This is a genomic window from Christensenella massiliensis, from assembly GCF_040409835.1.
GTDB classification, from domain to species: domain Bacteria; phylum Bacillota; class Clostridia; order Christensenellales; family Christensenellaceae; genus Christensenella; species Christensenella massiliensis.
Genome location: NZ_CP117826.1, coordinates 2,320,820 through 2,339,493, shown reverse-complemented (window position 1 = coordinate 2,339,493; position 18,674 = coordinate 2,320,820). Strand labels below are relative to the sequence as shown.

Genomic DNA, 18,674 nt, shown 5'->3' with positions numbered 1-18,674 from the left:
TTTTCCTCCAACCATCATACTGTTTTTTCGGCGCTTTCTTTCTGCATTTGCCTATCCTGATTTTTTCTGAGCATGATCCTGCGGTTCTAAAGTATATAAATTTGACCATAAAAAAATACGCCTATAAAGGCGTATAACAGGTCATATAAGAGAGCGGTCACGAAACTATACCTTTTAACTCATCTTTATGTTTATTATATCTGCTGCTCTTATCTTCCGCAACTTCTTTTTTATTTTTTGACAATTTCCCGGTGTTCCATCCTGCCTTTTTGATGCGTCAGGCAAGTGCATCTTTGTTTTTTACGGTAAATAAAAAGCAGACACATTTTGTGCCTGCCCGCAGCAATCCGTTCAATCTGCGCCTGTTTCATGTTTCTCGTCTAAACAGGAAGCCATCATTTTCTCTATCTGCTCTTTTACTTCTTGAAGCCTGCCCATAAGCTCCGGCCGGGAAAGAGGGGATGGATTTTTAGTATCAATATCGTTGGTCATGCGAAGATGCAGCCAACCAAGCGCCTGCCATGCTTCTTTCACATCACTGCGCAGCATTTCGAATTTTTCCCGTGTGAGGTATTCGTCTTTGCTGTAGGAAATGACGTTCGTCCACTGCTTTTTCGCTTTCATAGCAATCACTGTTTTGCTCCGCAGTTCGGGCAATAGTTATCCCCTACGTAATGCTTTAGGCCGCAATTCTTACATTCCTTCGTCGATTGTGCGGCATTGATGGCAACTTCGATCTGCTGCAGTTCCGTATAGAGCTCTTTGATCCGTTTCGCCATTTCACCCATTTCGCCCCGCAGGCGTCCTTTCGCATACGCCATTTCGCCGAGCTCTTTATAAGACTCCTCAAGCTCGCGCTGCTTCTGAGATTTTTGTGCATTGAGCTTTGCCGTCTCCATCAGCTCTCTTGACTTGTTTGCTACCGTATTTCCAAACGCCATGATCCCTTCCTTGGCCTTTGCTGCTGCTGTTTTAGCCGCTTCTCCAACTGCCTGCCCGGCATCCATTGCCTTTTTCTGCGCGGCTTTTGCCGTTTTTTCTACCTGTTCCTTATTGACTGTCATATCATTTCTCCCGTTGTTTCTGTTCCTTTAGTTCGACCGATACCGCAAGCGACGCTGCCTCTGCAGCCTCTTCTGCAGCTTCTGCTACCTTTGCCGTAAGATGCGCCGCTTCCTTTGCGGCCGCGTCTACCTGCTCTCTGCTGACCGTACCGTTTTCCGCATAGAGCCGCAGCTGCTCCGTGGCTTTCCGCGCTATTACGATCGCCTCCCGGCAGCCCTCATATGCCTGTTCTACTGCACTTTGAGCTGCTTTTAAATAAAATTCCTTGCTTTTGATGCGGGCTTGCTCCAAAAAATCGCCGAGCCTCTGCTCTACGGAATCATCCATGTCACAAAATCCCCCTGCTTCAGTCTAATTTATTATACACCAAACGTGTATCTTTCAAACCGGAACCTTCTGCTCCCGTTATTCCCCGCACAAAAAAAGCACAGCCACAGCTGCGCTTTTTTGTGCGTTATTTGCAGAAAGCTTATTTCATTTCTACATCTGCGCCAACTTCCTTGAGGGAAGCGACCAATTTTTCCGCATCTTCTTTTCCAAGAGCTTCCTTGATCGTGGAAGGAGCGGAATCTACCATCTCTTTTGCTTCCTTGAGGCCGAGGCCCGTAGCTTCGCGTACGACCTTGATGACTTTGATTTTCTCTGCGCCCGCAGCTTTCAGAACCACGTCGAATTCGGTCTTTTCTTCCGCAGCAGCGCCGGCATCGCCAGCAGCCGGAGCAGCAGCGACCGCTACCGGAGCAGCAGCGCTTACGCCAAACGTCTCTTCAATTTCCTTTACCAGTTCTGCCAGATCCAGAACATTCATTTCTTTGATCGCATCAAGAATCTGCTTGTTATCCATAATTAATTATCCTCCAAAATTCAATAGATTTCATTTTTGTGCCAACGGCACAATACATTATTGTTTCTGCTCCGCAACTGCCTTAAGCGCACAAGCGAGACCTCTCGGGATCGCCTGAAGTGCCAGAGCAAAGTTGGTGATCGGAGCGTTGAGGCTGCCCATCATCTTCGCGATGAGTTCTTCCTTCGACGGGAGCTTGGAAAGGCTTTCGATCTTTCCAGCATCCATCGCTTTTCCATCCAGTATTCCGCCTTTGATCTCTGTTTTGTTTACGTCCTTTACGAACTTGCACAGGATTTTTGCCGGAGCGACCGGATCTTCGAACCCGAATGCAACAGCCGTCGGGCCTTTGAAGTAATCTTCCACGCCCTCGATGTTCAACTCTTCCGCAGCGCGTTTGAGCATATTGTTTTTGATGACCTTATACTCTACGCCCGCTTCGCGGAATTTGCTCCGCAAATCGGACACTTCCGCCACCGTAAGGCCGCGATAGTCAAGCACGATCACGCTCTGCGCGCGCTTCATCTTATCTACCACGTCTGCAACTGCCGCCTGTTTTGCCTGTAATTTTGCTTCTTTCAACATTTTCACCTCGCTCACTGCGCAGGATTCAATAAAAATGCCCTTTCAAAGCCATGCAGACTTTAAAAGAGCAACCTTGTTCTTATAAAATCGGCCTCGTCAGGATTTCAGAGATTAAGCGTTACGCTCCTGAGTCTATGGCTTTTCGTGCATATTCATTTTACGCAAGCATTATCATACCATTCCGGCGCGCTATTGTCAAGCTTTACTCACTGAAAGCAGAAAAAACCGCCTAAGCGGTTTTTTCTTATCCCTCGTCTATTGGGCCGTTTGAGAAGAATTCCGGGAACAGCTCTTTGTTTCATATCCTCCATATTGCCGGAAGGTTTCCATCATGGCCAGAAAGTTTTCGACCGGAACGCCCACCTGCGCGTTGTGGATCGTGTTGAATACAAACCCGCCGCCCGGTTTGAATATTTCGAGCCTCTCTTTTACTTCCGCCCTCACCTCGTCCGGCGTTCCGAACGGTAAGGTCTGCTGCGTATCTACACCCGCACCCCAGAATACGATCTTCTCCCCATATTTCTCTTTCAGGAGCTTCGGGTCCATTCCGTTTGCCGAACACTGCACCGGATTCAGTATATCGAAGCCTGCTTCGATAAATGATCCGATCAGCGGTTCTACCGCTCCGCAGGAATGCTTGAATACTTTCCACGGCGTATTATCATGAATCCACGCTGTCATCTTTTTGTAATACGGCATATAAACTTCCGCGAACAGCTCCGGCGAACAGAAAGGCGCATGCTGCGTACCAAAATCGTTTCCGCAAAGATACAGCGCGACGATCTTATCTCCTACCGCTTCTTTATAGAGTTTCAGATTTTCGACCGCTATATCGGACTGCCTGTCGAACAGTTCCGTAATGTAATCCTTCCGCATGATGACGGAAACATACCACTCTTCCACATCGCGTATCCCTTTAGGATCTTTCAGGTTCACGCCCGGAACCATTGCGATATCCCCAAGGGCGCAGCCGCCCGGCGTTCCGAGGATCGCTCTGTCTGTTTTCTGATAAGCTTCGTCCACCGTTGTTTCGATCCACCTTAAATATTCATCTGAAAAGGGCGTAAATTCTTCCAAATTGTCTTCTACATTCAAGCGGTCTTCATCGATCGGATGCTGGCGTATGACCGCATCGAAATAGAATCCGCCTTTAGGCATTTTAGCACTCGGCGGAACGGAGGTGTCCCCCTGCGGATATTCCATGATATTTCCTTCCGCATCCGGAACCGTATTAAATTTTCCGGGAACAAGGACCGGCGTTCCGTCAAAAAGCGTCCATTCCTTCCAGTCCTCGTTGGTAAAACCAAACATATTATAATAATCAAGCGGCTTTACCGTATCGATCCCGAGGCAGGCTGCAAGATCGTCCTCTATTTCCCCAAGTATTTGATAAGGGCATGTCAGCCTGACCGGATGTTCCGGCAGTCCGTACGCACGGCGCAGCTGGTAAACAAGGCTCGCCGCGATCCCGGAGGTCGGTCCGCCTCCAAGGTCGATCGGCGTCCTGTCCGGTTCCTTATGATCCAATGCACAAATCACTCTTTCTCTCGCGTTCATTCTGATCCTCCCTCCGCAAAATAGCCGCCGCTTTATGCTTCTGTCAATATTTTGTGAAATATGACAGATTTATATATCGTTTCATGAATCGTTTCATATCTGCATGATATCATATTTGGAAATGAAGTGCAACTTGTTTTTACAGAATTCTACTTTTTTATTTTATATTTTTTGTTCGTGTTCAAAAAAGCGCAAAAAAACGGTTCATTCGCGCGGAACCGTTTTTTCATGCTAAAGCTGCTTTAGGCTGGCTTCCATATTTACAAGCGCTTCTTCCATTCCCTGTTTCTCTTCCAGCAAGCGCTCCAGTTCTCCTCCGATGATATGATTGCATGCGGACCAAACACCCCTTTTTATTCTATTTCCCGGGCAGGTCCTCATGCGGCTGATCTCGTAGGTTTCCGAAAGAAATTTTTTCCATGGATAGACTGCCGCCATATCTTCGCGCTGGATGCAGTCTGTCCGCAGAGACAGTCCCCCGAGAAGCGAAAACGGAACGGCGGCTCCCTCTCCGCAGAGCCATTGCAGGAATGTAAGCGCCTCTTTGGTTCTTTCGCTATATGGATTGATCCCCATGTACCATCCGCCCAAGACGGGCTTCCTGCCCGGGATCAGCGCGCAGCCGATGTTCCCTGCGACTTTTGACTTGGAAGAATCGCTGACATTGACCATGTGCGAATCGTAGCTTACGATCATCGCGCTCTCCCCGTTCATAAATTCGCGTTCCGCCTCGTTGTAATTATAAATTATTTTGTCTTTCCTGACGTACCGATAGCTTTCCGCAAAATTTTTCAGCGCACGGCGCGCGCTTTCACTGTTGATACATATCCGGCCTCCCCGGAACACATCCCCCCCGCAGGCCCAGAGCCTCGTCAGGAAGCCGATCGTCGTATAAATATTGTTTCCCCTGATCGCAGTGATACCGTATGGTATGGGTGAGCGTTCATTATATTCCCGCGTGAAAAATTCTGCAACACGATTGTAGGCCTCCCATGTTGCGGGCGGGAGCAGTTCACGGCCATATCGGCGGCGATAAAGCCGTTTTAAACCGACGTCTTCAAACAGATCCTTCTGATAGAACAGCATCATCGCACCGGACATAACGGGAAGCCCATAAAGCTTTCCGTCAAAAGTTCCATATTTTGTGACAAGCGCATCCAAAAAGCCGTCTGCATATCCTTTGGGAAGACCCGAAAGAGAAAGAAGCCGGTTTTCCCGGGCCATATCTTCCATCCATACGATATCCGCCATCAGGATATCTTCCGCCGCACTTTTTTCCCGTCCGATTTGTTCCAGCCGTTCGTTCAGCGCATCGTACGGCAGAGCTTTGACCTCAAGCTGTGTTCCCGTCCGTCTGCTATAGATATCCGCCATGAGTTTTACCGCGTCTGTTACAGGGCAATCAAACAGGCACAGCGCAAGCTTTCCGCCTTCTTTTTTCGCCGGAATGCCCGTATTCAGCTCTGCTGTCGTTTTATAATCTGCATCGATGTATTCCCGGCAGGGGTCGGCAGTTTCTTCCGCCGCTTTTACGATTTTCTCCGCAGCCAACCGTCCTGCCCGGCGGTGGTCCGCATAGATCACTGCACAATATGCTTCCTCATCTTCTATCCAGCTGCGTTCTTTCGCGGCAATAACCGGAATATTTTTCCCGCAAAGGCGCGCGGCCCGCAGCGTTCCCCGTGCGATCGGCGCGTTTCCGGCAATGATCGCTCCAACATCTTCCCTTTGTTCCAGAAGCGTATAAGCGGCGTGGAATCCTTTTTCTCCGCTGCAGTCGATCTGCCGTATGACCGCTTCACCTTGAAAATCATGCCGGTACAGTTCTTCCAGCACGTCCTTTTTTATCATACCGCGTTCCAAAATGAACGCGGGGCGCTCATTCCGGCGCCGGCATTCCTCCAGCGCCTTCGCAAAGGCTTTTTCGTATTTGATACTGATGTAAGAGCCGCCGTAAGCTTCCGCGTCCGGTCCGACAAACAGGAGCGGCGTTTTCTCTTTACGCAGGGTTTCTTTCAGATAGCTTTCATTTTCCCCGCATGGATACAGAACGATCCCGTCCGCGCGTTCCATCAGGAGCTGCTCGATACATTTTCGCTCCAATATGCGGTTATTCCGGCTGATTTTGACGGTAAGGTGGTATCCCAATCCCTCCATACGTTCTTCCGCCGCGGAAAGCAGCGCTGTCAGTTCTGCCTGTTCTATGTTGGGTACAATGAATCCAATCATACGCGACCGGGTATTCTTCAGACTGCGCGCCTTTGCGTCCGGACGGTAGCCAAGGGCTTCCATCGCTTCTTCCACCCGTTCGATAAGCCCGGCGTTATTGGTCTTCCCGTTCAGCACATTGGATACCGTTCCCACAGAAACGCCGGCTGCGGACGCTACATCTTTGATCGTCGCCATTTTTTCCTCAATTCAATTCATCCAAGGTAAGCGAATACCCCGGGAGAAAATGCTCCATAAAATACTCCACTTCGGGAAGCTTCATGCCCTCTACCGCCTCCCGCGTGCGGGCACATGCCTTTTCAAATTCACGGTTTCCCGTGCGCAGCTCTTCCATGCATTTAATATATGCGCTGAGGCGGTCCGCCGCTTTGACGAGCAGCCGCACTTCCTCATCCGCCTCTTGCCGCACATACGGCGCGATCTGCGGACGCATCTCGTCCGGCAGCATAGAAACGAGCGTATCCTCTGCATGCCGCTCTATTTTTTTATAGGATCTCGTGATATTTTCGTCAAAGTATTTGATGGGTGTGGGCAGATCGCCCGTGATGACCTCGCCCGCCTCATGATACAGCGCCGCGGCGAGCACATCCTTTTCGCTTACCGAGCCGCCAAAATAGGTATTCCGAATGATGCACAGGGCATGCGCAATGAGCGCGACGGAGAAAGTATGTTCCGCTACGTTTTCCTCCATATTATTGCGCATGAGCCCCCATCTTCTGATGTGCCGCATACGCGAAAGATAGGCATAAAAACTTTTTTTCATCGAAATCCTCCTGCCGGTATTTATTTGAAAAACTCTGTGACCCGGTCATAATTCTGCATCAGATCGTCATAAGAGCCGTAATCACCCGGATAGACTTCAAGCATCAGTATCCCCCGATAATCCATTTCGTCAAGCTTTTTCCTCATTCCGCTCCAATCCATCTCACCCTCAAACGGCAGGCAGGGAACGGTTCCCTTTTCCGGGTCTTTCCGGTAATCACATACATGGATATGCGCAAGGCGGCCGCCCATGTCATCCAGATAGTCCATAACCTCATAGCCGGACTGCGCAGCCTGTTTGACGTCGAGCGTAAAATACAGGTTGTCGCTGTCTGTATGGCGGATGAGCTCCCGCGCGAATCCGGGCTGCGCATACCAGCACCAATGAACAGTCTCCCACGCGAGCTTAAGTCCTTTTTTCTTTGCGCGCTCCGCAAGAACTGCGGCGCGCTCCCCCGTAAACTCATAATTGACGTGAAATGCTCTGGTCCGTTTGACGTTCATCGGGCCGTGGAATACATAGATCTCCGCGCCGACCTCTGCGCCCGCATCCGTAACCCTTTCAAACACATCGAGAGCTTCTTCATACTGCCGCTGGTGCGCGGAAAAGAGCTGGGGTTCAAACTGAGTGCACAGGGCATGGACCGAGCGGATATGTATGTCTTCTCCCTGCGTGATGTGCCTAATCTCATCTGTGAACGGTTTTTCGTATTCCGACAGGGCGGAAAAGAATATTTCTATATCCCGCACCCCGAGTTCCGCCATTTTTTTGACTGCTTCTTCATTATAAAGCCGACAGAAAAAGCAGGCTGTTGACATTCCTGTTTTCATTGTACGTCCTTTCCTGCTATTATTTTATTTCATAGCGCCTCTTTTGTCTAATTTATTTTTGTACTATAATAGATGTGTATCTAAAGCTTACATGACTGGAGGACAAAATGAATGGAATATAAAATTGCCAGAATCCCCGGAGACGGAATCGGGCCTGAGATTTCCGAGGAAGCCGTGCGCGTGCTCGAGCGCATTGGGAAATTATATGGCCATACCTTTGTATTCACTGAAGTAGACGCCGGTGGTATCGCAATCGACAAATATGGCGATCCGCTCCCGGAGGAACAGCTCGATATCTGCCGCAGGAGCGACGCGGTGCTTCTTGCGGCGGTGGGCGGCGAAAAATGGGACGACCTCCCGGTAGACAAGCGGCCGGAAAAGGGACTCCTGCGTTTGCGCGGCGGTCTCGGCCTGTTCGCAAACCTGCGCCCGGCGATCATTTATAACGAGCTGAAGGCTGCATGCCCTCTGAAAGACGAGATCGTGGGCGATGACCTCGATATCCTGATTCTGCGCGAGCTGACGGGCGACGTGTATTTCGGGGAGCGCGGCGGCGACGACCTTACTTACTCTTCCGATTTGATGAATTACCACGATTACGAGGTGGAGCGCATTGCGCGGCTTGCGTTTGAATCCGCGCGCAAACGGAACAAACGGGTGACAAGCGTAGACAAGGCGAACGTCCTCGCAACTTCCCGCCTGTGGCGGAACACAGTGAACCGTGTGGCCAAGGATTATCCGGATGTTGAACTCAGCCACATGTATGTGGACAACGCGGCCATGCAGCTGGTACGTAACCCGCGCCAGTTCGACGTAGTGGTAACGGGCAATCTGTTCGGCGATATCCTGACGGATGAGGCAAGCATGATTACCGGCTCTATCGGCATGCTGCCTTCCGCGAGCCTCGGTTCTACGAAGCTTGGGATGTATGAGCCGATCCACGGCTCCGCGCCCGATATTGCCGGAACAGGTAGGGCCAACCCGATCGCCATGATCCTTTCATGCGCCATGATGCTGCGGTATTCCTTTGATCTCGAAAAGGAAGCGCAGGCCATCGAGGCGGCGGTCAGAGCGGTCCTCAAAAGCGGTGCGCGTACAGCAGATATCGCCGCGGGAGGAAATGCGGTCTCAACGCGGGAAATGTCGGATCTGATTCTTGCGGAGCTGAAATAAGAAATAAGCAGTCTAAAACGGTATGGGCAAATCCCATACCGTTTTTCTTTTACAGGAACAAATTTTCAGCAAACAGATATACATGGGAATACCATACTGCCGGCTCTCAATCTTCCAAACACTCTATGCGTCCTGACTGGAGTGCCGGAATATTCCTTTTGAGCTTCTCCTCCGGCCAGTTCCACCACTTCAGCTTGGACAGTCTGGCAATTACCGCATCGTCAAAACGCTTTTTTATCATTTTGGCAGGTACGCCGGCGACGACCGTATAAGGCGGAACATCTTTCGTAACGACTGCGCGCGCTCCGACAATAGCTCCATCTCCTATCGTAACGCCTGCGAGAACAACTGCTTCATAACCGATCCAAACATCATTGCCGATTTGAATATCCCCTTTATTATCCCACGCTTTTGACACCTCCTCTTTTTTAAGCCCCCATTCCTCAAAAAACAGAGGAAACGGATAGGTCGACAGAGAAGCCATGGTGTGATTCGCGCTGTTGAAGAGAAATTTTGCGCCGCAGGCGATCGAGCAAAATTTTCCGATAATAAGTTTATCGTGGTTGACCGGATACTGATACAACACATTATTTCGTTCAAAATCCTTGGGGTCATTGTACAAATCATGGTACATCGTGTAATCGCCGACCTCTATATTAGGCCGTGTTATCACATTTTTCAGATATACAGTCTGCACATCTCCTGTTCTTGGATATATGATTTTTGGCCGAGCCATTTTTATTTCCTCCGTCTACCAAAAAAGCGGCCCTTTTTCGGACCGCTTTGAACTGCCGTCTTTAAAGCTTAGGTCTGCGGCCGCCGGATGAACGTCCGCTTCTGCCTCCTGTTTGACGCCGCGAGGCCGGAGCCGTTCCTTTTCGTCCTGAATAACGCATGCCTGCAGCCCGCGCAGCGTGTCGTCTCGCCCGGCGCCGTGAAAGGTTCACAGTACGGATGATGAGCAGAATGAGTATCGCCGCAGCCGGAATGATGACCCATAAATACCACAACTCGAATGTGAATACCGGAACGCCGTATTCCTCGCTCGTCTCAGCTTCCTCTCCTTTCGGATAGACGTCCCGCCCCGCTATGAGCGGCGCTGTATAAAGCTCCTGTCCATTCAAAAGATACGATACTGATCCAACCTGCTGCCCCTCTGTGATCGGCGCCTTGAGCGGTTCTTCAATATTCTTTTTTTCCTCAAGCCTGATGCTTCCATCCGCAAGACCCGCCGCAGTCTCAGCATCGACCAGCTGTGTATTGGACGAGACCGCAGAAAGATCTGCCGTTACCTCGAGCGTTCCGTCTTCCGGGTCATTGGCAGCAAAATCCTCTGTCTGCTCGGTGAGCGACACCGGAGCCGCGTATTGCGCAAGGTCTACCTTTGCGTAGCTGCTGAACCCATAATCAAACAGGTACCGTGCGATATCCCACCGCGCCCATGCGTTCGGCGTTCCCGCCTCCTTATCTCCTACCGATAGGTCTCCAAAAATGACCGCAATCAGGTTCAGGCCGTTCCGGGACGCGGATGCGACCAGACAGCCATAGGATTTGATATATTCCGTTGCCCCGGGCGGCAGTATATTTTCCAGAGTGCCCGTCTTCATGCCGTTTGCACCCTCATACAGCCATGAGGCGTATTCCGGCTTGGACACAGGCGTATGCACCAGATAGTTGGAGTTTTCGATCGTATCTGCGGGCAGCCCTTCGATCTGGCAGAATCCGCTGATGGATTCATACGTATAAGTCTGCACGCTCTCCGCTTCCGTGATCACCGGATATTTTTTTGCAGCAACGGCAAGCTTTGCCATATCCGCTGCAGTCGAATAGTGATCCTGTCCGACGTTATGGATATAAAGACCGTGCGGGTTGATGAAATGAGTGCCCGTCATGCCGAGCTCCTGCGCTTTTTGGTTCATCATCCCGACAAACGCTTCCTCCGTTCCGGCGATATGCATACCGAGAACGATCGCCGCGTCATTGCCGGAGCACAGCATCAGACCATAAAACAAATCTTTCACGGATATCTGTGTATCGACATCGAGATTCTTCAGGCCCATCATACTCCCTGCCGATTTATTGACCTCTGTTTTCATATCGACGGTATATGTGACCATTTCATCGAGCTGGCAATTCTCCGCAACCAGAAGCGCTGTCATCAGCTTAGTCGTACTGGCCGGAAAAATCGTCCAATCTGCATTTTTGGCAAACAGGACCTCTCCCGTATCCGCATCGACGAGCATAGCCGACGTCGACGTGATCTGTGAAAGATCGACCTCCGGCCCGCCGTCCCGCGTTTCCATCGTCTCCGCCGGTGTTGCCGTCGGCGTAGGGGTGGGTTCGGGGGTTGGCGTTGCCTGCGGATCGGCCGGCTCCGGCTGGGCCTCTTCCGAGGCGGCGGGCTCCTGCGAGGCTTGTGCATCCGGCTCCGCAAATGCAGCTGCCGGAAGCACAAGAATCATAAGAGCTGCTATGATCCATGCAATTTTCTTCCTCAAATATAGTACCTCTCAGACTCGATATAACGACCATATTATACCTTAAACTCCCTGCTTTGTATAGGTCGTTCCGGCGCTTTGTCACACTTTTTTCATATTTAAACGGCTATGCACAGCGAAATACAGTAAAAATGTGAAATTTTTTTCTTATTTACCTCAGATGTAACGCACATGATCTACAATCGAAATATCGGTTCCGATCAAAACGAAAAAGGAGGACAAATATATGCTTAATATCATCTTTTCCAAAGAAGTTTTAGCCGTTTTCTCTGTTGTCATCGCAGCTATCGCAGTCATGAGTGCAGCTGCCGTTCTTACTGAGCGAAAGGGGCGCAAAAAGCGCAGAACGATACGCCAAAAATAAGGATACACTTGAAAACGCCGCCGCATTATTGGATAATAGACGAGTGATGATTTTAACAGAAATGGACGGTGGCTTATGAAACCAGAAATAATGACCGCTGTTGAAGCGGCGGACCTGATTTATGACGGCGCGGTGATCGCCGCAAACGGCTTTGTGATGGCAGCAGTGGCCGACGAACTGTGCGCAGCGCTTGAGCAGCGTTTTTTAGAGACGCAGGCTCCCCGCGGCCTTTCGCTTATCAGCGTTACTTCTGTGGGTGACGGCGGGGAACGCGGCCTGAACCGCCTTGCGCACAAAGGGCTCGTAAAAAAGCTCATAGCAGGGCATTTAAATCTGATGCCAAAGCTTCAGCAGATGATTTTTTCGGAGGATATCGAGGGGTATAATCTTCCGCAGGGCGTCATTGCACAGCTTATGCGGGATATCGGAGCGCGGCGGCCCGGCCTTGTGACGCAGATCGGGCTTGATACGTTCGTTGACCCGCGTTTTTCCGGCGGACGGCTCAATAGTATTTCAAAGGATGAGCTAAGCGAGATCGTGACAATGGACGGCAGGGAATATATTCGTTATAAGCCGTTTCCCAAAATCGACTTTGCTTTTCTGCGGGGCTCGTGCGCGGATAGAAACGGCAACATCAGCATGGAAAAGGAAGCGGCTGTCGCAGATGCGCTTTCCGTTGCGCAGGCCTGCCATACGCTGGGCGGCAAGGTGATCGTACAAGTGGAAGAGATCGTGGACGATATTCCGCCGCACGCGGTGCGCGTTCCCGGCGTACTCGCAGACTGCATCGTAAAAACAAGCGATATGAAATTTCATCCGCAGACTGCTCTTACCGCGTATGAGCCGGCTTATTCCGGACAGGAGCGTGCGCCGAAGGGTGCTATGCCTATACTCCCGGCCGGGCCCCGCCGCATCATCGCCCTGCGCGCCTTAAAGGAGCTGCGGCAGGGCGGGGTCGTGAATCTCGGCATCGGCATGCCGGAGGGGATCGCCGCGGTCGCAGAGGAAAAAGGCATCTCGGATTTCACGCTGACAGTGGAAGCAGGCGGCATAGGCGGTTCGCCCCTTTCGGGCGTAGAGTTCGGTGCGACGCTGAATCCCGAGGCAATCATTTTTCAGCACCAGTTATTTGACTTCTATCATGGCGGCGGGCTCGATCAGGCATTTCTCGGACTTGCGGAGGCTGACCCGGAGGGTAATATCAACGTAAGCAAATTCGGACCCCGCATTGCGGGCTGCGGCGGGTTTATCTGTATCACGCAGTCTACACCCGAGCTTTACTTTATCGGCACGTTTACTGCAAAGGGGCTTGAGGTCGAGGTAAAGGACGGAAAGCTGCATATCATTCACGAAGGAAGCATCAAAAAGTTCAAGCATGAGATCGAGCAGCTCACCTTTTCCGCAAAGCGCGCAAAGGAGCTTGGTCAAAAGGTCATGTTTATTACGGAACGCTGCGTATTCCGTCTGGAGGAAGAGGGCCTCATGCTCACCGAGATCGCGCCGGGCGTCGATCTTAAGCGCGATATCCTCGCGCACATGGAATTTGAGCCCCTGATTTCGGAAGACCTGAAAGCGATGGATGCAGACGTGTTTCTATAAAATCATATATGGAAGGGGCTAACGCCTGTATTTGGCGGAAAGCCCCTTTTTGATGCAAAATGCCGGCGTGTTCCTTTCTTTCCAAATCCGTCTGTTCCTTTCTATCTAAATCCCGTTTCATGTTCTGTGCGGATATTTTCCCTGCATATCTTTCTTTTCGCGGAATAATTTATGGAAGATACGCCTGCATACTGGTCCTGCCACCAAAAGCTGCAGCGGATAGGCCATGATGAAATTCAGCCAGACGATAGGCAAATCGCAGGTAAGGCCATGCGCCTCGATCGTTCCCACAAGGCTCATCAGAGGAACCATTGTGCATACCGTAAAGATCTGGATGCTCAGTATGACAAATATCTTTCTGTCCGCCGGAGTCACGACATGAAATGCGAAATGCTTCGCCGTTTTATTCGCTACAAAAAAGGCAAGCAAAAATCCAATCAGCCATTCAAGCGGAAACGTACGCGCCGCCTGTACAAAAGAAGCATATTCAAGTCCATTGTTATTTATGGCGACATTATAGACTCCCATAATGAAAATCATCAGACCAGACGTCATGGCGGTAAAGATAAACTCCTCTCTTTTTGTTTTTGGCATGATAAAATTCCTCCCAAGCATTTGATCGTTTGTCCGAAAACAAAAAAATGCCGCTCTACCGTCGGACAGTGGTAAAGCGACATTTTATGTCGTTTCTTATTTTACCAGAAAAACAGTGATTTTCCAATAGTATTTTTTACAAACCAGCGCCTCTTGCACCGTTTGGTTCCGCTGCGCGGCACTCATCGTCTTTCCGTCCGGGGAAGCCGCAACCCTATATATACGGAAAGCTCCGGAGCAGTAATGCTTCTGTGATCCGGCCGCTTGCATCCATCCGGCGCAAAAACTGCCTGCCAAAGCATTTCCGACAGGACTGTTTCCGCTCCTTTTTGGTTCAGGGGCCTTATCGGAAGATCACAGTTTTTTCTGCCCGGCGGAATAGTCATAAAAATTGCCTTCTACCTTCCACAGACGCTCGAGCTGGTAAAATTCACGTTCCTCTTTATGGAAGATATGAACAAGCACATCGCCATAATCGATCACGACCCACCGGCCCTCCCGTTCTCCCTCCGTGCGTATCGGATCCGCGTCCTCCTCTTCACGCAGCTTGAACTGGACCTCTTCCGCCAACGTCTGCACATGCGATACATTCGGCGCGCTCGCCACCACAAAATAATCTGAAATGATCGTCATATCCGCTACTTTCAGAATGACGATATCCTGTGCTTTTTTGTTATCCAGTATTTCCGCGATTCGTTTTGCCCGTTCTGATATCTCCATCAAATATCCTCCTTTGGAAGCAACTTCCGGTAATAATTATAGGCTCCTACGCTGTCTGTATCGATCAGGCTTTTATTTTCTAAAATATGCCCGATCGACATCTGCAGGCCGAAAAGCACCGCTTTATCTATATCTTCAAAAGAAAGCCTGCGCAGCTTTTCCACACCGTCAAAATCACGGTTGGGTTCGATATAGTCCGCCAGATATATGATCTTTTCGAGCAGGGTCATATTCTCCCTCCCCGTCGTATGCCAGCGAATCGCAGAAAGCACATCTTCATCCGTTATATATCCCTTTTCTTTCAGTACTGCCGCCGCGGTATGCCCGTGCAGAGTCTTTTCGACAAGATAAGGGATCCTATATTTTTTTGCCAGCAGGACATTGTCTTTCTGCTTGGTGTAATCGTGCAGCAGGCCTGCAAGCCCCGCTTTCTTTTCGTTTTCCCCATAGCGGCGGGCGAGCTGCACCGCCGTCTCCTCCACACCAAGGGAATGTATAAATTTTTCACCTTTTACCTGCCTCGCAAGCTCTTTTACGATGCTGTCACGGTTTGCGATATAATCCATTTGCAAGAATGTACTCCTCCACGCTTTGGGGCACCAGCCCTTCAATGCTGCGGCTTTCCGCCACCCGCCGCCTGATATAGGACGAGCTTACGAAAAGACCTGTATATTCCGATAGAAAAATATGAGCGCCATAGTCCTGCTTCAGCCGCGCGATCTCGGCTGCAAGCGCAAGCAGATCGTAATTCTGCCGCCTGACGCAGATAAAATTTGTCAATTTGAACAATCGTTCAAAATCGTGCCACGTGCACAGTTCAAACACCGTATCCGCCCCGACGATAAAATAATAGTCGGTCTCCGGCTCTTTTTCCCGCAATTCCGCAAGCGTTTCGGACGTATAGGAAAAACCGGAGCGCTTCACCTCAAGATCAAGGACCTTCACATCTGTTCCCGCAGCGCACATGCGCGTCATCTGCAAACGCATTTCCTTGGGCGCAAGCCCGTGGTCTTTATGAGGCGGATTCCCGCATGGCATCAGGCTGACCTCATCAAGCGAAAACTCGCCCTTTACCCTGCGCGCCATATCGATATGTCCGTTATGCGGGGGATTGAAAGTCCCGCCTAATATCCCGACACGCTTTTGCCGCGGAAACAGCCGGACATCCTGCTCTATCGCAATACTTTGGGACTGCTCCATGCCTATATCTCTATCTTTTCTTCCTTTGATCTGCGGTACAGCACAAATTTTCGCCCTAATACCGAAACGCCCTCCGCGCCCAGCGTTTCCGCCAACTCGTCGCACGCTTCCCGTGCCGTAAGGCTGCTGTTTTGCTGCACCGTTCCTTTGATAAGCTCGCGCGCCGTAAGAGCATCATCCGCCTGACGCACCAGATTTTCCGTGATGCCGTCTTTGCCGATATGTACGATCGGCTCTATCGTCTGTGCCATGCCGCGCAGCTTGGCACGCTGTTTGCTCGTGATCATAAAAGCACCTCTTCCGCAGTTCCGCCGGCTCTTCACACTATGCCCGCGCTATTCCACGTAATCAAATTCCTCACCATTCAGCCGCACCGTATCGCCGTCCTTTGCGCCTGCCTTTTCCAGTGCCCTGATAATGCCCATATCTTTCAGAAGCTTATGGAAGTGCCGCATTGAGTCTATCTCATCCGGGTTGATACGCGCAAATATCTGCTCGATAAGGGAACCGTTTGCCTCAAGTATTCCGTCCTCTCCCCGTTCCACCGTAAACGTGAGCTCCTCATCCTCCATTTGCCATTCCTCGATGACTCCGTCTTCCCGGATCGTTTCCTCCTCGGGCAAAGTCTTCAGGAGCTTCATCATTGAAACACGCAGCTCATCAAGACCCGTATGAGCCGCTGCCGAGACGAGAAACACCTCTTTTTCCGGATAGGCAGCGCGAAAACGCGCAAGGTTCTCCTCCGCGCCGGGCAGGTCTGCTTTGTTGGCGACTACGATCTCGGGCCGCTCTGCAAGCTGTGGAGAATAATTTTTCAGTTCTGCACGGATCGCCGCATAATCTGCAAGTGGGTCGCGCCCCTCGCTGCCCGCGATATCAAGGACGTGTGCGAGCATGCGCGTACGTTCAATATGACGCAGGAAATCGTGCCCGAGTCCAGCGCCCTCCGACGCTCCCTCAATGAGTCCGGGGATATCCGCAAGGATAAAATCGTAATCATAGGATTTAACGACGCCAAGATTGGGGGCCAAGGTCGTAAAATGATAATTTTCTATCTTTGGTTTTGCGGAGGTAAGGCTTGAAAGCAGCGTGGACTTACCAACGTTCGGAAACCCAACAAGGCCTACATCCGCAATGGATTTCAGCTCCAATATGACCTCACGCGGCTGCACCTTTTTTCCCGGTGTGGAAAAACGCGGCGTCTGCCGCACCGCCGTAGAGAAACGTGCGTTGCCCTTGCCGCCCCGTCCACCGCGCAGCACCGTGATCTCCTCCGTTCCGCGCACGTCTGCGACGACACGCCCGCTTTCCTTATCGATAATCACTGTGCCGGCCGGCACCCTGATGACTACATCCGCGCCCGTCTTTCCGCGCATATTTTTTTTCCGGCCGTTTTCTCCGTTTTCCGCGCGAAACTTTTTATGGTATCTGAAATCCATCAGCGTGCGCATACCGGGGTCTGCAGCAAAAACGACGTTGCCGCCGTTGCCGCCGTCGCCGCCGTCAGGGCCGCCCGCATTGACATATTTTTCCCGTCTGAACGAGACCGCTCCATTGCCGCCATCGCCCGCTTTGATGATGATCCTGACTTTATCTACTATCATAAATTTTTATCCGTATAGGGGCACAGGTCCAAAATACAACACTTCCCGCACAGAGGCTTCTGCGCCTTGCAGACCCGCCTGCCGTGCCAGATCAGCCAGTGGTGCGCCTTTGACCAATCTTCCTTTTTGATGATCTTTTTGTCTTCCTCTTCCACCTTATTCGGATCGTTCGAATGCGCGAAGCCGATGCGGTTGGAAACGCGCTTCACGTGTGTATCCACCGGAAATGCCGGAAGACCGAATGCAAATGCGAGTACCACGTTGGCGGTTTTACGGCCTACGCCCGCAAGCGTTGTAAGCTCTTCCTCCGTATGCGGAACAATGCCGCCGTAGGCTTCCATAATACGCTGCGCGCATGCAATCAGGTTCTTTGCCTTGTTTTTATACAGGCCGCACGTCTTGATCGCGTTCTCCACTTCGGAAAGCTCCGCCTGCGCGAGCTCCTTTGGCGACGGATACCGCTTGAAAAGGTCTTTCGTAACGATATTGACGCGCACGTCTGTACACTGTGCGGCAAGAATCGTCGCGACCAAAAGCTCATACGGGTTCTCATACTCGAGCGCGGAATCGACGTCCGCATATTCTTTTCTTAACCGTTCAATGATTTCCTGATTTTTATCCATAGCCCTATTCTAACACAAATAAACTATTTTAATCAATAAATCTCTCTTTTTACAGAGATATCCTCTTTTGTACTGTTTTCGGCGGCGCGCAGCCCGCCTTTTCCGCGTTGGCGAAAAAGATACAAAAAGGCGGCATGGACGCCGCGCATGCCGCCTTTTTGTATTCCGTATTAATAGGTTTTATTCGTCATCATGCTTTTCACGGTAACATCCGGAATATTTCCGAGCCGCCCCGTAAGCGCGCCCACCTGTTCGTTCGTCGCTTCCACGACAAGAGAGATCACATTCAGATTTTTTTCGTGGTTCGGTACGCCCATACGCGCATGCACAATCTCCGAATAATCCGACAGGACCGTATTGACCCGTGCCACACTTTCTTTATTTCCCTCGATAATGATTGCTATGATCCCGATCCTGCTCATATAA

General features: G+C 50.9%; 22 protein-coding genes and 1 other annotated feature. Of the genes, 3 read left to right on the top strand and 19 right to left on the bottom strand.

Annotation, left to right across the window (positions count from 1 at the left end; translation table 11 throughout):
* Positions 1-351: 351 nt before the first annotated feature.
* The 9 genes from PUP29_RS11510 to PUP29_RS11470 all read right to left on the bottom strand — a co-directional run bounded on the left by PUP29_RS11510 (position 352) and on the right by PUP29_RS11470 (position 7,873).
* Complete coding sequence (locus PUP29_RS11510; protein ID WP_079545640.1) at positions 352-633, bottom strand: hypothetical protein; 282 nt, start codon at positions 631-633, stop codon at positions 352-354.
* Positions 630-1,064 (bottom strand): zinc ribbon domain-containing protein, encoded by a 435-nt coding sequence (locus PUP29_RS11505; protein WP_079545642.1) that lies wholly within the window; start codon positions 1,062-1,064, stop codon positions 630-632. Before PUP29_RS11505 ends, PUP29_RS11510 begins: the two co-directional genes overlap by 4 nt.
* A 1-nt stretch (position 1,065) precedes the next feature.
* Positions 1,066-1,392 (bottom strand): hypothetical protein, encoded by a 327-nt coding sequence (locus tag PUP29_RS11500; RefSeq protein WP_079545644.1) that lies wholly within the window; start codon positions 1,390-1,392, stop codon positions 1,066-1,068.
* Between the two features lie 142 nt (positions 1,393-1,534).
* On the bottom strand, positions 1,535-1,909 hold the full coding sequence (gene rplL, locus PUP29_RS11495) for a 50S ribosomal protein L7/L12 (RefSeq protein WP_079545646.1): 375 nt from the start codon (positions 1,907-1,909) through the stop codon (positions 1,535-1,537).
* Between the two features lie 57 nt (positions 1,910-1,966).
* Positions 1,967-2,494 (bottom strand): 50S ribosomal protein L10, encoded by a 528-nt coding sequence (rplJ, locus tag PUP29_RS11490; protein WP_353423388.1) that lies wholly within the window; start codon positions 2,492-2,494, stop codon positions 1,967-1,969.
* Positions 2,495-2,515: 21 nt separating this feature from the next.
* Positions 2,516-2,650: a sequence feature (ribosomal protein L10 leader region), on the bottom strand.
* 99 nt (positions 2,651-2,749) lie between these two features.
* Positions 2,750-4,051, bottom strand: coding sequence for a uroporphyrinogen decarboxylase family protein (locus PUP29_RS11485; RefSeq protein WP_079545647.1), 1,302 nt, complete (start codon positions 4,049-4,051; stop codon positions 2,750-2,752).
* 231 nt (positions 4,052-4,282) lie between these two features.
* Positions 4,283-6,457 (bottom strand): extracellular solute-binding protein, encoded by a 2,175-nt coding sequence (locus PUP29_RS11480; RefSeq protein WP_079545649.1) that lies wholly within the window; start codon positions 6,455-6,457, stop codon positions 4,283-4,285.
* A 7-nt stretch (positions 6,458-6,464) separates the two neighbouring features.
* Positions 6,465-7,043 carry a 5'-deoxynucleotidase gene (gene yfbR, locus PUP29_RS11475; RefSeq protein ID WP_079545651.1) on the bottom strand — a complete coding sequence of 193 codons (579 nt, stop codon included), beginning with the start codon at positions 7,041-7,043 and terminating at the stop codon, positions 6,465-6,467.
* Positions 7,044-7,063: 20 nt separating this feature from the next.
* Positions 7,064-7,873 carry a sugar phosphate isomerase/epimerase family protein gene (locus tag PUP29_RS11470; RefSeq protein WP_079545652.1) on the bottom strand — a complete coding sequence of 270 codons (810 nt, stop codon included), beginning with the start codon at positions 7,871-7,873 and terminating at the stop codon, positions 7,064-7,066.
* A 111-nt stretch (positions 7,874-7,984) separates the two neighbouring features.
* On the opposite strand from PUP29_RS11470, the gene leuB reads away from it, so the two are divergent.
* On the top strand, positions 7,985-9,046 hold the full coding sequence (gene leuB / locus PUP29_RS11465; RefSeq protein ID WP_079545654.1) for a 3-isopropylmalate dehydrogenase: 1,062 nt from the start codon (positions 7,985-7,987) through the stop codon (positions 9,044-9,046).
* 106 nt (positions 9,047-9,152) lie between these two features.
* Here leuB and PUP29_RS11460 read toward each other — a convergent pair whose 3' ends face one another.
* Positions 9,153-9,782 (bottom strand): CatB-related O-acetyltransferase, encoded by a 630-nt coding sequence (locus tag PUP29_RS11460; RefSeq protein WP_079545656.1) that lies wholly within the window; start codon positions 9,780-9,782, stop codon positions 9,153-9,155.
* A gap of 61 nt (positions 9,783-9,843) precedes the next feature.
* Positions 9,844-11,544, bottom strand: a complete 1,701-nt coding sequence (locus PUP29_RS11455; RefSeq protein WP_353423385.1) for a D-alanyl-D-alanine carboxypeptidase family protein — start codon at positions 11,542-11,544, stop codon at positions 9,844-9,846.
* Between the two features lie 226 nt (positions 11,545-11,770).
* Here PUP29_RS11455 and PUP29_RS11450 point away from each other — a divergent pair, with 226 nt between their 5' ends.
* Both PUP29_RS11450 and PUP29_RS11445 read left to right on the top strand, forming a co-directional pair.
* Positions 11,771-11,908, top strand: coding sequence for a hypothetical protein (locus PUP29_RS11450; RefSeq protein ID WP_353423384.1), 138 nt, complete (start codon positions 11,771-11,773; stop codon positions 11,906-11,908).
* Positions 11,909-11,983: 75 nt separating this feature from the next.
* Positions 11,984-13,507 (top strand): acyl CoA:acetate/3-ketoacid CoA transferase, encoded by a 1,524-nt coding sequence (locus PUP29_RS11445; protein WP_353423382.1) that lies wholly within the window; start codon positions 11,984-11,986, stop codon positions 13,505-13,507.
* A gap of 117 nt (positions 13,508-13,624) precedes the next feature.
* Here PUP29_RS11445 and PUP29_RS11440 read toward each other — a convergent pair whose 3' ends face one another.
* The 8 genes from PUP29_RS11440 to PUP29_RS11405 all read right to left on the bottom strand — a co-directional run bounded on the left by PUP29_RS11440 (position 13,625) and on the right by PUP29_RS11405 (position 18,670).
* Positions 13,625-14,101: a hypothetical protein gene (locus PUP29_RS11440; RefSeq protein ID WP_079545662.1), complete on the bottom strand. Its 477-nt coding sequence runs from the start codon at positions 14,099-14,101 to the stop codon at positions 13,625-13,627.
* Between the two features lie 354 nt (positions 14,102-14,455).
* The gene (gene rsfS / locus PUP29_RS11435; RefSeq protein WP_353423380.1) at positions 14,456-14,821 is read right to left on the bottom strand and encodes a ribosome silencing factor; all 366 of its coding nucleotides are present in this window, start codon (positions 14,819-14,821) and stop codon (positions 14,456-14,458) included.
* Complete coding sequence (gene yqeK / locus PUP29_RS11430) at positions 14,821-15,387, bottom strand: bis(5'-nucleosyl)-tetraphosphatase (symmetrical) YqeK (protein WP_079545665.1); 567 nt, start codon at positions 15,385-15,387, stop codon at positions 14,821-14,823. The genes rsfS and yqeK overlap by 1 nt, the downstream gene beginning before the upstream one ends.
* Positions 15,365-16,021 (bottom strand): nicotinate-nucleotide adenylyltransferase, encoded by a 657-nt coding sequence (gene nadD / locus PUP29_RS11425; RefSeq protein ID WP_079545666.1) that lies wholly within the window; start codon positions 16,019-16,021, stop codon positions 15,365-15,367. The genes yqeK and nadD overlap by 23 nt, the downstream gene beginning before the upstream one ends.
* A gap of 2 nt (positions 16,022-16,023) precedes the next feature.
* Positions 16,024-16,308, bottom strand: coding sequence for a ribosome assembly RNA-binding protein YhbY (gene yhbY / locus PUP29_RS11420; protein ID WP_079545668.1), 285 nt, complete (start codon positions 16,306-16,308; stop codon positions 16,024-16,026).
* A 48-nt stretch (positions 16,309-16,356) separates the two neighbouring features.
* Complete coding sequence (gene obgE, locus PUP29_RS11415; RefSeq protein ID WP_079545669.1) at positions 16,357-17,625, bottom strand: GTPase ObgE; 1,269 nt, start codon at positions 17,623-17,625, stop codon at positions 16,357-16,359.
* Positions 17,622-18,248, bottom strand: coding sequence for an endonuclease III (nth, locus tag PUP29_RS11410; RefSeq protein ID WP_079545671.1), 627 nt, complete (start codon positions 18,246-18,248; stop codon positions 17,622-17,624). Before nth ends, obgE begins: the two co-directional genes overlap by 4 nt.
* Positions 18,249-18,418: 170 nt before the next feature.
* A complete protein-coding gene (locus tag PUP29_RS11405) occupies positions 18,419-18,670 on the bottom strand; it encodes a TM1266 family iron-only hydrogenase system putative regulator (RefSeq protein ID WP_079545672.1) in 252 nt (83 codons plus the stop codon).
* Positions 18,671-18,674: the final 4 nt, after the last annotated feature.

Coding starts and splice junctions, on each gene's coding strand:
- rplJ (WP_353423388.1), bottom strand. CDS start 2,494: ATGTTGAAAGAAGCAAAATTACAGGCAAAACAGGCGGCAGTTGCAGAC.
- yhbY (WP_079545668.1), bottom strand. CDS start 16,308: ATGATCACGAGCAAACAGCGTGCCAAGCTGCGCGGCATGGCACAGACG.
- PUP29_RS11405 (WP_079545672.1), bottom strand. CDS start 18,670: ATGAGCAGGATCGGGATCATAGCAATCATTATCGAGGGAAATAAAGAA.
- PUP29_RS11485 (WP_079545647.1), bottom strand. CDS start 4,051: ATGAACGCGAGAGAAAGAGTGATTTGTGCATTGGATCATAAGGAACCG.
- PUP29_RS11505 (WP_079545642.1), bottom strand. CDS start 1,064: ATGACAGTCAATAAGGAACAGGTAGAAAAAACGGCAAAAGCCGCGCAG.
- PUP29_RS11450 (WP_353423384.1), top strand. CDS start 11,771: ATGCTTAATATCATCTTTTCCAAAGAAGTTTTAGCCGTTTTCTCTGTT.
- rsfS (WP_353423380.1), bottom strand. CDS start 14,821: ATGGAGATATCAGAACGGGCAAAACGAATCGCGGAAATACTGGATAAC.
- PUP29_RS11470 (WP_079545652.1), bottom strand. CDS start 7,873: ATGAAAACAGGAATGTCAACAGCCTGCTTTTTCTGTCGGCTTTATAAT.
- PUP29_RS11440 (WP_079545662.1), bottom strand. CDS start 14,101: ATGCCAAAAACAAAAAGAGAGGAGTTTATCTTTACCGCCATGACGTCT.
- PUP29_RS11445 (WP_353423382.1), top strand. CDS start 11,984: ATGAAACCAGAAATAATGACCGCTGTTGAAGCGGCGGACCTGATTTAT.
- obgE (WP_079545669.1), bottom strand. CDS start 17,625: ATGATAGTAGATAAAGTCAGGATCATCATCAAAGCGGGCGATGGCGGC.
- PUP29_RS11460 (WP_079545656.1), bottom strand. CDS start 9,782: ATGGCTCGGCCAAAAATCATATATCCAAGAACAGGAGATGTGCAGACT.
- nadD (WP_079545666.1), bottom strand. CDS start 16,021: ATGGAGCAGTCCCAAAGTATTGCGATAGAGCAGGATGTCCGGCTGTTT.
- PUP29_RS11480 (WP_079545649.1), bottom strand. CDS start 6,457: ATGGCGACGATCAAAGATGTAGCGTCCGCAGCCGGCGTTTCTGTGGGA.
- nth (WP_079545671.1), bottom strand. CDS start 18,248: ATGGATAAAAATCAGGAAATCATTGAACGGTTAAGAAAAGAATATGCG.
- rplL (WP_079545646.1), bottom strand. CDS start 1,909: ATGGATAACAAGCAGATTCTTGATGCGATCAAAGAAATGAATGTTCTG.
- leuB (WP_079545654.1), top strand. CDS start 7,985: ATGGAATATAAAATTGCCAGAATCCCCGGAGACGGAATCGGGCCTGAG.
- yqeK (WP_079545665.1), bottom strand. CDS start 15,387: ATGGATTATATCGCAAACCGTGACAGCATCGTAAAAGAGCTTGCGAGG.
- PUP29_RS11500 (WP_079545644.1), bottom strand. CDS start 1,392: ATGGATGATTCCGTAGAGCAGAGGCTCGGCGATTTTTTGGAGCAAGCC.
- yfbR (WP_079545651.1), bottom strand. CDS start 7,043: ATGAAAAAAAGTTTTTATGCCTATCTTTCGCGTATGCGGCACATCAGA.